This window comes from Pedobacter faecalis, assembly GCF_030182585.1.
GTDB classification, from domain to species: domain Bacteria; phylum Bacteroidota; class Bacteroidia; order Sphingobacteriales; family Sphingobacteriaceae; genus Pedobacter; species Pedobacter faecalis.
This window is the reverse complement of sequence record NZ_JARXOW010000001.1, coordinates 1,975,180-1,989,268: the sequence shown is the minus strand read 5'-3', so window position 1 is coordinate 1,989,268 and position 14,089 is coordinate 1,975,180. Positions and strand designations below refer to the sequence as shown.

Here is a 14,089-nt window from a genome sequence, read left to right as displayed (position 1 = left end):
TTATGCTCTTCATAAATAAAGACTTACCGGAAATCATTGGTGCAAGAGAGAAGCATGTGAAAAAGGTGACGTGCCGGATCAGAAAGAAACTTTTAGCTGGCGGATGTGATGATGATTGTGATGTCTGCAAAATACACTGTCACAAGGTGAAGGGAATAACCGGAAGGGCTATCCAGTTATTTACCCAAGGAGATACGTTGACAAATATCATAGGCGGCTTGCCTGCTGAGCTACTAGTAGAAAGTGCCTATGTATGGGAACAGTTAGTGGGCAATTTTAGCTGGGAGGAGTACAACGCATTCTTAAAATGTAAAAACCTGAGGCTGCCAAATGCAGATGAGCAGCAACTAGTTAATAAATACAAAGATTCCTATGACTTGCTAGAAAGACTCTTTGATTACGATACTTGGTTTTTAAATGGGAAAGATGAGAAAAGATACGATATTTATACGCTTGCTCAGAACCTGAATAGGCAAACTTGCACGTATTGTAACAGACTTTATACCTATACGATAAAGACTGAGAAGGGAGAGAAAATCATAAGACCAACCTTCGATCACTGGTACTCACATTCCAGACACCCTTTATTGGCCTTATCATTTTATAATCTCATCCCCAGCTGTACACTATGCAACAGCTCAATAAAAAGGAATAGTGACTTTTCGACTCATTCACATTTGCATCCATACTTAGACCAAGATTGTTGTGATCAGATCGCTTTTGACTATAAATTAGATAAAGATTCGAAAAGTTATAATATCCGCTTGGTAGCAAAACCGGGAAAAGACCGTGCTGTTAGAAGTTATGCTGATATGAAATTGGCGACTATATATGCAGGTCACCAGTCAGAGTTGGCCGACCTTATAAAGATAAAAGATGCCTATTCGGAGCAATACATTTTTAGTCTAATACAAACATATTCTAAACTGGGATTAGCCCATCAGGAAGTTTATAGGTTAGCATTCGGAGTGGAATGGGACGCTGAAGACTTTCATAAACGTCCTCTTAGCAAGTTCAAAAAGGACATTCTGCGAAAACTTGAAATGATTTGAAAGATAAATTGCGCAGTTCGTCAAATTTTTCAGTTGCATCGCTTCGATCTTCGAAGCTCAGATCTGAGTCAGCGATATGTCGAATCTCTATTAATATTGGTTTGGCAGACACATTCAAATACTGACGGACTTTCAATACACCAAAATGATTTAATATCCTTGGTGACATTTACGTTTTCCATGGGTTGAAGCTATAGATCGCTGGATCTCCCAAAATGCCTCGGCGGGTCGGTGTTATCTTTGTAATAGCGATAAGTAGGCCGTCCACCTCCATTGCGTGAACATGTTTTTGACAAATCAATGTTGCCACCTGAGAGTCGTCGTCAAACGCAATCCCATTCAATGCATCTAGTACGCATTTTGCCAAATTATCGACATCAACTTCATTGTATCTGCGTTTTAAAGTGCTAACATGTATGATCACCTCTACCTGTTCCGGTCTTTTTACACGGTTTTCCACTGTAAAAACTTCGAACGCGGCTTTCCTGACATGCTCATTGAACTGTTTTATCATATCAGTATCTTCCAACTTTTTATACAGGTTGGCTACAGGTGCCTCTGTGCCATCTTCATTTTGTACAAATGCCTTAAGCGGTTTAAATTTATCCTGTTTAGTTGGTACTGGTGAACCGAGCGTTAAAATGATCAGATGGTCAATAGCGGGATTTTGATAAATAGTGTAACTACCATCAGCATTTGCATATTGCTTCATTTCCTCTTTGTATTGATCTAGCCGCTTTTTTTTCATTCTAATCAAATTAGGTTGTCAAGTAAACCTGGTGCTAGGAGCGATAAGACGTCAGGAGCTTGGATCTTTTGTGTCGTTGAATTTCGGGAATCTTGGCATTCCGTCGCCTTCATAAAATGCCATCCTTACGAGTTCTTCAGGTTTAAATGCTATTCCGGTAATTTCCCCAGTATCGGGATTCATTACACCAAGCTGCGTTAAATACTCAGGATCCATATCGAAACTCATCTGCTCCTCTTCCTCTCTTTTCTCGTGAGATGAAAGATCACGGATTTCTGAATAGCAAGTCGCAGTTGCAGGGTCGCGGTACAATATCGGCGGGCAAAAAGGCAGATCAACTTCTCCGGTTTGATAAAGGCCGCTTTGGATGTCTCCAGCATGGAAATGCAAAGGAAACTGGAATATCATATGTTGAAAATGAAGCATGAAGATGTGAGTTGGAATTTTGGCACCTGGGTCACGCTTCTTAAATAAATAAGAAACTGGCTGTGCCATTCGGAAATCAAAAGGCAAATCGAAATATAGAGTTTTACACATACCCGATACCCAGTCAAACTTTTGATCACTCAGTATAAACTGGTAGGCCCTTGAATAAAGACTAGCTTCCTCTTCCGGTAAAATTGATAATGCAATCTTGAATAATATTTTATACAGATTGATCGGGACATAACTGTGCTTCTTATAAGTAATCGTACACCTGCCTTTTTCTTTGTCAAATTTGAACGACTTATATTGGTGATTTGTTTCCTCGACATTAAATGCCCTAACACCATAAAAATCTTCATCCTTTGCTCTGATTGTATTTGATTTCGAATTAAAGGTAGGAATACCCCTTTTGCCTTTTATCCGAAATAGAGTTCTGAATATTCCTAAAAAATAGGCCAAGTCATTTTCATATTTTGATAGTTGCTGATTACATTTATCGCACTCAAAATCGGAGAAAAGAAATTTATTTCCAAGCATTTCTGGTAGCAGGTGCGGCACACTTTTAAAAGCCCCCGGATCATCCTTTTTCCCGCAGAACCGGCACACCCGTTCAGACTTCGATTTACCTTTCGGCTGTGCTTCACTAGGTGTAACAACTATATTTTGAAAATCATAGTGTTGTTGGAAATTCTCTAACGCCTCCCAATATTGGGAAAAAGTAAAAAATGCTGTGTTTTCGTTGCCGGTCATATCCGTAAATATAGGTATAACGGGACATCGTTGTTTCGATCACTGAATTTCTTAATAAAAAAGGGTATGGAAACTTTTTCAATGACTTTTAATTAAACTTTGGCACCCTCGAAGGCTGATAATTTTAATGTTAACGCTTAGAAAACTATTCAAATGATTAATCTGGCACTAGTTAGCTGCGTATGAGTTGAATTATTAAAACATGACCTGGACGCGGAGTCTACATCCAAGACGGGAGCAAGAGAAATTAAAGACCTTTTACAATGGGATAAATACAATGTGTTAAGCAGGCTGGAAAAATTTCAAGAGGAAAAGTGGTTGAAGTGGACTAAAAATGAACCTTACAACGTTAAGATCAGTTCCCTAGCTCCCGACATGCGGTAACCTGCGAAATTGACTATCAACCAACTGAAGTCGCCGCAGGAACGCCTCATATACCGGCTTAGACGATTCCGATATCCTAAACGTCAAATTAATCCTTGGGCCAATGGCTCTGGCTGTTTTTGGGACGTGGTGTTCGTAGTGTTCCTGCATGGTTTCGCCCATAAGCAGCAAGCTTCCGTGGGTTAATGGAATGTCTAGCTGCTTGATCTCTTTATTGTATTTATGGCGGACTTTGAAGATCCTGGTATCGCCAAAGGTTACGGAAGCGATGTGGTGGTGCTTGCCGTCTGCCGGCAAGTTGTCGCTATGCCAGGCTACGGAATCTTTGCCGTCGCGATAGAAGTTTAACAGTACGCGGTCAAAGCTGATCTCCGTGATTTCTTCAATGGTTGCTTTAATTTCCAGTAACATCGGTGTCCAGGGGTGGCCGTTTTCTCCGCCATAGTAGGCGGTGAGCCTTGGATCGGCAACGATCTTGTCGTACATCTTCCTGGAGCGTTGCTGCCAGGGGGATTGTTTAAATAGGTCTCCGCTAAAAGGTTCATAATACAAAGATATCAATTCTTGTGGAATAACTAAAAATATTAGTATAGTTTTCAACATTTTGTAATTTACTAACAATTTTAGCTTTACTTTGTTGTGTAATTGGTGATGGATTCAAAAAAGGAAATATTTCTCAAGCTTCAGCAGGATCTCCTCCTCCTGCAGGGCTTCAAGCCACAGGCTTCGGGTAAGGCCGAGCGGGTGGGGCTTGGGGAGATTGAGCAGGCTTTTCCTTATGGGGTTTTTCCGCGCCAGGCGATTCATGAGTTTGTTTGTCACACCCCCGCCGAAGCTGCCGCTGCGGACGGCTTTATCGCAGGGCTTCTTGGCAGTTTGATGACTGACGGGGCGGGCTGTGTCTGGATCGGTACGCGGCGAAGATTGTTTCCGGCGGCGTTGGCATCTTTTGGTCTGGAGCCCGACCGCATCATCTTCATAGATGTAAAGTCGGAGAAGGAGGTGCTGTGGATTATGGAGGAGGCTTTGCGTTGCGATGGTCTGGCCGCGGTGGTTGCTGAAGTGGATGGTTTGTCGCTCATCGATTCCAGGCGCCTGCAACTGGCGGTGGAGAAGAACGGGATTCCGGGCCTGGTGATCCGTAAGGACTTGAAGCGGATGGCGAGTACGGTGTCTACCGCGCGCTGGCGAATTGTTCCGGTGCCTTCCATAGAGGAGAGCGGGATGCCGGGTGTTGGTTTTCCGCGCTGGGAGGTGGAGCTGCTGAAGGTGCGCAGCGGGAGTCCGGGTAAATGGTTACTGGAATGGCAGGGGGATGGTTTTGTGCAGCTGGATCGCGCTGCCACAGAAGCGCCGGTATACCTGCCCTTTGAAAATATTGGTTAGTGATGGGGCGCCGCTATGTTTCCATATGGTTTTATCATTTGCTGAGCGACTGGCAGGTGATCCGCAGACCGGAGCTAAAGGAGGTTCCTTTTGTTTTTGTATTGCCCGATCACGGGCGTATGCTGGTAACGGCGGTTAGTCCCCAGGCCGCCGAACGGGGCGTTAGCCTGGGCATGCGCGGTGCAGATGCCAGGGCGATTTGTCCCGGCCTTGAGGTGCTGGATGATAAGATTGGCCGTGCGGAAAAGTTGCTGCGGGCTTTGGGGGAGTGGTGTATCCGCTATTCGCCCATTGTGGCGGTGGATGCCTTTGGTAAAGATGGTTTACTGGTGGATGCTTCGGGCTGTACGCATTTGTGGGGCGGTGAGCGGGGTTATCTGAAAGAGATTATTTCCAGGCTGAAGTCTAAGGGCTATTCCGTGCGCTGCGCAATTGCGGACACCCCTGGCGCGGCATGGGCGGTATCGCGTTTCGGCAAGGTATCTCCGCTGGTGCCTGAAGGCGGGATCGTGGAGGCTATTTCTCCGCTGCCACCATCGGCATTGCGTTTGGAAGAGGCGACGCTGGCTAAGCTGAAAAAGCTGGGATTTTACCAGATCAAAAGTTTTCTGGGGATGCCGCGTTCGGTACTGCGCAGACGTTTCGGCGAAGGCTTTCTGCTGCGTATCGCCCAGGCTTTGGGTACGGAAGACGAGGTACTGGTGCCCTTGCAGCTGCCGGTGGCTTTCCGGGAGCGTTTGCCCTGCCTGGAACCGATCCGCACCCGCGTAGGGATTGAGCTTGCCATCAAAGAACTGTTGTCGGCCCTGTGCAAACGCCTGGAAGCGGAAGGCAAGGGTTTGCGTAAAGGGACCTTGTCGGGCTACCGGATCGACAGCAAGCTGGTGCAGGTGACCATCGGGACGAGCACGGCCTCGCATAGTGTGAGTCATTTGTTTACGCTGTTTGCCTTGAAGATTGACCAGATCCGCCCGGGTTTGGGCATAGAGTTGTTTGAGCTGGAAGCCAGCCAGGTGGATGCAATGGAAGTGCCGCAGGAGGCCTTATGGAGTTCGAAGCCCGGCCTGAACAATAAAAGTGTGTTGCAGCTCATCGACCGGGTAGCCGGTAAGGTTGGCCCCGGAGCCGTGCACCGCTATATCCCCGCCTCCAGGTACTGGCCGGAACGGAGCATCGGCCATGCACGCTCGGTCACGGAAGTGCGCCTGGACGACTGGCGTGTAGACAAGCCCCGTCCGACGGAACTGCTGGAGCGACCGGTAGCCGTGGAGGTGATGGCCCTTGTTCCCGATCATCCGCCAAGGTTTTTCGTGTACCAGGGTAAACAGCACCAGGTGATTCGTGCCGACGGGCCGGAAAGGATAGAACGGGAATGGTGGATGGATGAGGGCGAACACCGGGATTATTACCGGATCGAGGATGATAAAGGTCAGCGTTTCTGGATGTACCGCTCTGGTCACTACAACGACCGCAAGGGCTGGCAGTGGTTTTTACATGGATTTTTTGCCTGAGAGATATGGAGTACAGTGAATTGCAGGTTACCTCTAATTTTAGTTTTTTGCGCGGGGCTTCCCATGCCCATGAGCTGGCGGCGCGTGCGGCAGAACTGGGCTACAAAAAGATCGCGGTAACCGACCGGAATACGCTGGCGGGCATCGTGCGGGCGCATGTGGCCTGTAAGGAGAAAGGGATCGGCTTTATCCCGGCTTGCAGACTGGACTTGCTGGATGGGCCGAGTTTACTGGCTTATCCTACCGATAAAGCTGCTTATGGCCGGCTTTCCGCCTTGCTGACCCTGGGCAATATGCGGGCAGAGAAAGGGGAATGCCATTTGTCGAGAGCCGATGTTTTTGCCCATTCCGAGGGGATGCTGTATATCTTGGTGATGCCCTCGGTGTTGAACAGGCGTTTTGAATATGAGGAATCTTTTATTGCTGCGGTGCGGGACTACGCCTGGAAATTGCAAGGCCGGCTCTATCTCTCCGTTTCCCGGATGTATACCGGTTATGATGAAAAGCTGATCTTTCGCACGCAGCAGCTGGCCGAACGTTTTCACCTGCCTATTGTGGCTACGGGTGATGTGTATTATCATGATCCCTCGCGGCGGGAATTGCAGGATGTGCTGACCTGCGTGAGGGAGAAATGCACGATCCAGGATGCCGGGTTCCGCCTGCATGCCAATGCGGAGCGGTATATGAAGCCGGTCGCCGAAGTGCATCGCTTGTTCCGAAAATATCCCGAGGCTTTGCGCTCGGTTTCGGAGATTGTTTCTGCCTGCACTTTTTCGCTGGATGAACTGCGGTATGTGTATCCTTCGGAGATCAATGCGAGCGGTAGGACGCCCCTGGAAGAACTGGAATATCTGACCTGGAAGGGCGCCCATGCCTTTTACGGGGAAGAGGTGCCGGAAAAGGTGGTGAACATGATTGCCCATGAGATGGAATTTGTGCGAAAGATGGATTATGCGAACTACTTTCTGTTTGTGGAGGATATTGTCAGCGAAGCCCGGAACCGTGGGATTTTATGCCAGGGCAGGGGATCGGCAGCCAACTCGGCCATCTGTTTTTGTCTGGGCATTACTTCCGTTAACCCCATGAAGTTTGACCTGCTCTTTGAACGCTTTATTTCATCGGCCAGGAATGAACCCCCGGATATTGATGTGGACTTTGAGCATGAACGCCGGGAGGAGATCATTCAGTACATCTATGATAAGTATGGTCGCGACCGCGCAGCGATTGTAGCCACCGTGACCCAACTGCACCAGAAAGGCGCGATCCGGGATGTAGGCAAGGCCATGGGTTTATCGCTGGATACGGTGAACAAGCTATCCTCTTCCCTATGGGAGTTTACCGACGAATGGTTTGAAGGCAAGCGGGTGACCGAATCGGGGCTGAACCCGAATGATCCGCACCTGAAAAAGACGCTCGAGCTGACCGCCCAGATGATGGGCTTCCCGAGGCAGTTAGGTCAGCACACCGGCGGCTTTGTGGTCACCAACGGCAAGCTGACGGACCTCTGCCCGATCCTGAATGCGCGGATGGCCGACCGGACGAATATTGAATGGAACAAGGATGATATTGAAGCCCTGGGCTTCCTGAAAGTGGATGTGCTGGCTTTGGGGATGCTGACCTGTATCCGCAAGGCTTTTGACCTGGTGAAGCTGAAGTACGGTCGCGAGCTAACCCTCGCAAACATCCCCCAGGACGACGATGCGGTATATGGCATGATCCAGCTGGCCGATACGCTGGGGGTGTTCCAGATTGAGAGTCGCGCCCAGATGCAGATGTTGCCCCGCCTGAAACCTGCCTGTTTTTATGATCTGGTGATCGAGGTGGCGATTGTGCGTCCCGGTCCGATCCAGGGTGATATGGTGCATCCCTACCTGCGCAGGCGCAATGGCGAGGAGCCGGTGACTTATCCTTCTAAAGAACTGGAAGAGATCCTGGGCAGGACTATGGGTGTGCCGCTGTTCCAGGAACAGGCGATGAAGATCGCGATTGTAGCGGCGGGTTTTACCCCTGCTGAGGCAGATGGGCTGAGGCGCTCCATGGCCACCTTTAAGTTTAAGGGGATGGTGAACCAGTGGGAGGAGAAGCTGATCAGCGGCATGGTGGCCAAAGGCTATACCGTAGAATTTGCCAAGCGGATCTTTAAGCAGCTGGAGGGATTCGGGAGTTATGGCTTCCCGGAAAGTCACGCCGCGAGCTTTGCCCTGCTGGTGTATGTTTCCTGCTGGGTGAAGCATTATTATCCGGATGCCTTTGCCGGGGCTTTACTGAACAGTATGCCCATGGGTTTTTATCAGCCTGCGCAGATTGTGATCGATGCGCGCAAGCATGGGGTAGAGGTGAGGGAGGTGGATGTGAATTATTCTTTCTGGGATAATGTGCTGGAGGAGCAGTCGGGGAAGTATTTCGCGCTGCGACTGGGTTTCCGGCAGATCAAGGGGATCCGGGAAGAAGACGTGGAAGCTTTGGTCGGAGGCCGTGGTTCGCGTTATGCGACCGTAACAGCCCTGCGGGATGCGGGTGTTTCCCTGACGGCTTTGCAGGTGCTGGCAGATGCCGATGCTTTTCGGTCTTTAGGATTAGATAGGCGTAAGGCCCTCTGGGAGGTGACGGCCCTGGCGGATATGCCGGTGGAGATTTTTAAAGGGCAGGTTTCGGAAAGTCAGCTGGAAGCCCAGGTCGAATTGCCCCTGATGACTAAGGGGGAACACGTGGTGCAGGATTACGCGAGTGTGGGCTTGTCGCTAAAGGCCCACCCGGTGAGCTTTGTGCGTCCGCAACTGGAGATGCTGAACATCCGTTCCTGCCATGCGATCAATAACGATGCAAGCGCCGGTCAGCTCGTCAAGGTGGCTGGCTTGGTATTGGTGCGCCAGCGGCCGGGAACTGCCGGGGGGGTGTGTTTTATTACCATTGAAGATGAAACGGGCTATGCCAACCTGGTGGTGTTCGAGAAGTTGTTTGAGACGTACCGAAAGGAGATCTTGCATGCGCGGCTGCTGATGGTGGAAGGGCGTTTGCAGCGGGAAGGCCGCGTGGTGCATGTGATTGTGAGCAAGTGTGTGGATCTGACGAAGATGCTCGGCAAGCTGGTGCAACGGGAGGTGGATGATCTGCCTGTGCTGACTTTATCCAGAGCAGATGAGAAGGAGGTGCCTTATCCGAGTCAGAATAAGCGGTCGCAGGTGAGGGAAGAGGTTACGAAGGAGGCGTTTCATGGGGGGAGGAATTTTAGGTGATATCTCCTGCTAATTCCTCTCTACAAATGAAATGATTGAACCCATACCTGTCTTTGAAATCGTGTGCCCACTCTTTCAGAATATTTTTTGCTATGTACTGGGTCTGCGATAAGTCCTCCAAGTCGAAGAAAAATAAAAGCTCCATAGCGTCGGCATTCTGCCCTAAATTAATGAAGACACTTGATATGGATTTGTCCTTCACTTTTAACATATGTTGACCTAAATTAGTAAATTGGGGGTAAGCTTTTGTTATGATAAAATCTGTTTGCCCTAAACTTCCGATGCGCGACAAGGCTGCGACATTGGATTATTATGTAAATCAACTTGGGTTTGCGGTTCTGGGTGACGCAGACTATCCTGAGTACCTGATGGTAGGCAGGGATGGGGTCGAGCTTCATTTTTTTCTATTCAGGGAGTTAAATCCAACGGAAAACTACGGGCAGGTGTATCTCCGGTGTGTGGGTATCAGCGAGTTTTATCAGGCGTTGGTAGATCGGGGCGTAGCGATACATCCGAATGGTTCCCTGATGCGTAAGCCCTGGGGGCAGGTAGAGTTTTCTTTGCTGGACCCGGATCATAACCTGTTGACTTTTGGGGAAGCTTTCTAATGGGGGAACCTAAGATTTGGCAAGAAAAAAATAAAACAAGAATAAATATCAAAAAAGGACTCTCATTTTATTTGCAAAAATCTGTTTATTAGTAACTTATATTGTTCCCATGTTGATTTTTGTAATAAATAACTTGTGATGCATTGTCAAGTAAAGCGAACATAATACTTGACATATTTAAATAGACTCCGATATCCTAAACGTCAAATTAATCCTTGGCCCAATGGCTCTGGCTGTTTTGGGGACGTGGTGTTCGTAGTATTCCTGCATGGTTTCGCCCATGAGCAGCAAGCTTCCGTGGGTTAACGGGATGTCTAGCTGCCTGATCTCTTTTTTGTATTTATGGCGCACTTTGAAAACTCTGGTATCGCCGAAGGTTACGGAAGCGATGTGGTGGTGCTTGCCGTCTGCCGGGAGGTTGTCGCTATGCCAGGCTACGGAATCTTTGCCGTCGCGATAGAGGTTTAGCAGTACGCGGTCAAAGCTGATCTCCGTGATCTTTTCAATCGTCGCTTTAATTTCCAGTAACATCGGTGTCCAGGGGTGGCCGTTTTCTCCTCCATAGTATGCGGTCAGTCTTGGATCGGCAACGATCTTGTCGTACATCTTCCTGGAGCGCTGCTGCCAGGGGGATTCTTTGAGTAGGGTATTGTAATATTTATCTGCTTCCTGCTTTTCGAAAAAATGCTGCCATAGCCGTAATTCGGTATCCGGCAATTGGAAGTCGGTATACTTCTCTATGCCTCCGTCAAACAGTTCGGTCTCTGCAAAAAGGTTCATGATACAAAGGTACAATTTTTTGCAATTTAGCTAAAAATGTTAGTAATGCTAGCCGACCAGCATGGATTTCGGCTTGGGCATTTGCTGAAGCCTAAACGCTGCTTTATGTTTTAGAATAGTATTTTCTGAACCAGATCGAAACTTGATCTTCAGGAATAGCATCCCATTCCTTTTTTCCGGCTATCACTTTGAAGTGGCCTACAAGCCGGTAAGGTTCATCATTGATAGAGTTATCAAAGAAATATCCTTGGTAAGCGATCTCTGCAGCTTCTTTAAGAAGTTCCATAGAGCGCACGTATCGCTTTTCAATCCGATCAGCGGGAACATGATGTCCCCCTCCCTTGACCCGCAGTGCTACGCGAAACTTATTAATTTCAGGAGATTCGGTCCCAACGAAATAAAGGTAAACCTTATAGCCTGCTTTAGCGGCTAGGCGCATGTCATCTAGGTTAGATTCGTGAGAAAACACGGTTTCAAACGAAAATCGTCGCCTGGCTTTAATAAATGCATGCCTTAAAAACCTAGCAATAATCTGCGCCACGCGATCCAGGCTTTCTGGTATGATTAAAGAAAGCTTCGGTCCCGAAATTTTAATAGAATTGCGAAATTGATCTGCCGGAAATTCGTTGGACAATAATCCGGATGTCTCACCAAATTTAACGAGATCAGTGGCAGTACACTCCACGCTGTATGATTGAAAGGAAAAATCTCCAGCACTTAAATCTTTTGCTATATCGTCTGCATTAATGTAAACCCCGACATCAAGCTTGATGTTGTCGTCTACCTCAGTTTCACGAATGCTTTTAATAACAGTGCTTTTACCGGAGCCGTTGGGGCCGGCAAAAACCCTAAGACGAAGTTGTGGTGTAGTTTGCTCCGACAAAGATGATAGAATTAGGCCTTTTGAAGTTTTTCAATTCGTTCGGAACTTCCATCCTGATATTCCTTCACTACCCAGTCACCCTTAACAGTTACGACATAGCCCATCAGTTCCATTGCATTCTTAGCAGCGGCTTTACCAGCACTTTTTGCTTTACTTACAACTATTCGTTTAGTAAGATAAGCAAACCCATCACTTGTTCTTGATCTACTTGCCATAATAGTTAAAGATACAAAAATAACATCTTGTTTTAAAACTTCCTTTTAATTCAACCTGAAATAGACCTTTAAATTCCGCTTTTCCAATTCTTGATGAATGATATGTTAGAGGGATTGCGCTTCACTTTTGGGGAAATCTGGCGAAGTCAAAATAATTAAAGATATTGCATCATAAAATACAAGGGCTTATGATGGCATGGCAGGGGCAAAAGAACTGGACAGAATCTCTACGTAGTGGTGATCATTCGGCCTTGTCTTTTTGTTTTAAGCTTCATGCAAGGTCGCTCGGCTTTTTTGCTAACCGTCTTATTAACGATCCGCTGGAGGCTGAAGATGTTGTAGCGGAGTGTTTCGCGAAGCTTTGGGAGCGAAGAAGGGATTTTAAAACGGAGGAAAACATCAAAGCTTTTCTCTATATCAGCTGCCGAAATGCCTGTCTGGACGTTATACGTCGCGCTAAGGTGAAAACCCGTGCGCAAAAAGCGTATTCCGATGCGCAGGAGGGAGGGGAAAACACGATTTTAAATCACATGATTACGGCGGAGGTCCTCGCGATACTGGACGAGGAGATCGAGATGCTGCCGGATAACTATAAGGAAGTTTTTAAGCTGATTTATTTTGATCTCAAAAAGACAGAGGAGATTGCAGATCGGCTGGGCCTGTCTGAGCAAACGGTGCGAAATTATAAAACCAGGGCGGTAAATCTGCTCAAAACGGCAATGCTGAAAAGGGGCATTTCATCAATGGGCATAGTAGCCCTGCTTCTTTTTATTGAAAGCCGCTAAAATATTTTTCAGGTTTTATGGGTTGAACCGGAGGCTGCTTCGTTTCTATATTAAACGCAGGAACCAAACCCGACCGATGCTAAAAGAACCATTTTATATTTCAAGGCTTATCGCCGGCTACCTAAAGGGAGAACTGAGCGAAGAACAGGCGGCTGAATTGAACGCATGGATCGCTGCTTCCCCTGAAAACAGCAGGTATCTCAGCGAGCAGTTCGGTACTGAGGAGCGGCTGCGGGATTTGCTGGTTCAGTATAATGCTTTTGATGAGGATGCCGTATGGAACAAGACGCTCCAGAAGCTTGAAACCAAAAAGCGTTATCCTTTCTCCTATAAGATCATTGCCGCAGCTATGCTATTGATCGTTGGATCGGTTGCGCTGCTATGGTTTAGCTGGAATACGAGGGAAAGGGAAATTGCAGGTATAAGCCGTTCGAAAGACATACCGGCCGGGACAAATGGCGCTACCTTAACCCTGGGTGACGGTCGGCACATCAGCCTTTCTGATGCCCTGGAAGGTAAGCTTGCAGAAGAATCCGGGACGAGCATTGTTAAGGCCACGGATGGTCAGGTATTGTACCAGGCCAAGGGAATTGAAGCGCAGGGCGGGGAGCAATCTTTTAATACGCTGACTACATCCAAAGGACAGCAGTATCAGCTGATCCTGCCCGATCAGACTAAAGTGTGGCTGAATGCAGGTTCGTCTATCAGATTTCCAGCCTCCTTTGCGGGACTGAAAGTCCGTAAAGTGGAGATCACCGGTGAGGTTTATTTTGAGGTTGCGAAAACTGCACAACGTGTGCCATTCCTGGTGTCCTCTAAAAATCAGACGGTAGAAGTGCTGGGTACCCATTTTAACATTAACGCCTATGATGACGAGCCGGTCATTAAAACCACCTTGCTGGAGGGCAGCGTGAACGTATTGTCGTTACAGAAGGCCAGGCTGCGGCCCGGTGAGCAGTCGGCCCTAACCCCCGCTGGTAAGATCCAGGTAAATGCTGTAAATACCGCAGGTGTTGTTGCCTGGAAGAACGGTGATTTTGTGCTGAGGGATACTGATTTCGATGTTTTGATGCGGAAGATCGCAAGATGGTATAACGTGGAAATCGTTTACACGCCGTCTGCCCCCTCAAACCTGAAACTGGTAGGCGTGGTTTCCAGGTCTAAAAATATATCTGCCATATTAAAAGTCATAGAAGCAACAGGGGAAGTTCACTTTGAGATAGAAGGAAGGAGGGTTACTGTGACGAAATAGCTACCAACACTATCTCTCAATGATCCATGAAAAAGCCAGATGTGGTTGCAACACAGCTGGCCAATGTCCGGAT

14 protein-coding genes are annotated in these 14,089 nt (G+C 47.8%); 7 read left to right on the top strand and 7 right to left on the bottom strand.

Annotated features, from left to right (window positions below):
• The first annotated feature begins 2 nt into the window (after positions 1-2).
• Complete coding sequence (locus tag QEP07_RS09025; protein ID WP_285009615.1) at positions 3-1,052, top strand: hypothetical protein; 1,050 nt, start codon at positions 3-5, stop codon at positions 1,050-1,052.
• Between the two features lie 169 nt (positions 1,053-1,221).
• On the opposite strand, the gene QEP07_RS09020 is transcribed toward QEP07_RS09025, so the two are convergent.
• From QEP07_RS09020 to QEP07_RS09010, 3 genes are all read right to left on the bottom strand, one after another.
• Entirely contained in the window at positions 1,222-1,800 is a 579-nt protein-coding gene (locus tag QEP07_RS09020) for a RusA family crossover junction endodeoxyribonuclease (RefSeq protein WP_285009613.1), read from the bottom strand.
• A 51-nt stretch (positions 1,801-1,851) separates the two neighbouring features.
• Entirely contained in the window at positions 1,852-2,976 is a 1,125-nt protein-coding gene (locus QEP07_RS09015) for an HNH endonuclease (RefSeq protein ID WP_285009610.1), read from the bottom strand.
• A 363-nt stretch (positions 2,977-3,339) separates the two neighbouring features.
• Entirely contained in the window at positions 3,340-3,846 is a 507-nt protein-coding gene (locus tag QEP07_RS09010) for an alpha-ketoglutarate-dependent dioxygenase AlkB family protein (RefSeq protein WP_285009609.1), read from the bottom strand.
• Between the two features lie 258 nt (positions 3,847-4,104).
• Here QEP07_RS09010 and QEP07_RS09005 point away from each other — a divergent pair, with 258 nt between their 5' ends.
• Genes QEP07_RS09005 through QEP07_RS08995 form a run of 3 tightly spaced genes read left to right on the top strand, consistent with a single transcriptional unit; the run spans position 4,105 to position 9,493 of the window.
• On the top strand, positions 4,105-4,746 hold the full coding sequence (locus QEP07_RS09005; protein WP_285009607.1) for an ImuA family protein: 642 nt from the start codon (positions 4,105-4,107) through the stop codon (positions 4,744-4,746).
• Between the two features lie 2 nt (positions 4,747-4,748).
• Positions 4,749-6,257: a Y-family DNA polymerase gene (locus QEP07_RS09000; protein ID WP_285010740.1), complete on the top strand. Its 1,509-nt coding sequence runs from the start codon at positions 4,749-4,751 to the stop codon at positions 6,255-6,257.
• A gap of 5 nt (positions 6,258-6,262) precedes the next feature.
• Positions 6,263-9,493: an error-prone DNA polymerase gene (locus tag QEP07_RS08995; RefSeq protein WP_285009605.1), complete on the top strand. Its 3,231-nt coding sequence runs from the start codon at positions 6,263-6,265 to the stop codon at positions 9,491-9,493.
• Here the strand turns inward: QEP07_RS08995 and QEP07_RS08990 are convergent.
• Positions 9,486-9,704, bottom strand: a complete 219-nt coding sequence (locus QEP07_RS08990; RefSeq protein WP_285009603.1) for a hypothetical protein — start codon at positions 9,702-9,704, stop codon at positions 9,486-9,488. The two genes, QEP07_RS08995 and QEP07_RS08990, sit on opposite strands and share 8 nt — an antisense overlap.
• Before the next feature lie 40 nt (positions 9,705-9,744).
• Between QEP07_RS08990 and QEP07_RS08985 the strand changes: the two genes are divergently transcribed.
• Positions 9,745-10,101 (top strand): bleomycin resistance protein, encoded by a 357-nt coding sequence (locus QEP07_RS08985; RefSeq protein WP_285009600.1) that lies wholly within the window; start codon positions 9,745-9,747, stop codon positions 10,099-10,101.
• Between the two features lie 177 nt (positions 10,102-10,278).
• On the opposite strand, the gene QEP07_RS08980 is transcribed toward QEP07_RS08985, so the two are convergent.
• From QEP07_RS08980 to QEP07_RS08970, 3 genes are all read right to left on the bottom strand, one after another.
• Positions 10,279-10,881, bottom strand: coding sequence for an alpha-ketoglutarate-dependent dioxygenase AlkB family protein (locus tag QEP07_RS08980; RefSeq protein WP_285009597.1), 603 nt, complete (start codon positions 10,879-10,881; stop codon positions 10,279-10,281).
• A 103-nt stretch (positions 10,882-10,984) separates the two neighbouring features.
• Entirely contained in the window at positions 10,985-11,764 is a 780-nt protein-coding gene (locus QEP07_RS08975) for an ATPase (RefSeq protein WP_285009596.1), read from the bottom strand.
• A gap of 11 nt (positions 11,765-11,775) precedes the next feature.
• Positions 11,776-11,979 (bottom strand): hypothetical protein, encoded by a 204-nt coding sequence (locus QEP07_RS08970; protein WP_285009594.1) that lies wholly within the window; start codon positions 11,977-11,979, stop codon positions 11,776-11,778.
• Between the two features lie 188 nt (positions 11,980-12,167).
• Between QEP07_RS08970 and QEP07_RS08965 the strand changes: the two genes are divergently transcribed.
• Together QEP07_RS08965 and QEP07_RS08960 are read left to right on the top strand one after the other, a co-directional pair.
• Entirely contained in the window at positions 12,168-12,764 is a 597-nt protein-coding gene (locus QEP07_RS08965; RefSeq protein ID WP_285009592.1) for an RNA polymerase sigma factor, read from the top strand.
• Positions 12,765-12,840: 76 nt separating this feature from the next.
• Positions 12,841-14,016 carry a FecR domain-containing protein gene (locus tag QEP07_RS08960; protein WP_285009590.1) on the top strand — a complete coding sequence of 392 codons (1,176 nt, stop codon included), beginning with the start codon at positions 12,841-12,843 and terminating at the stop codon, positions 14,014-14,016.
• Positions 14,017-14,089: the final 73 nt, after the last annotated feature.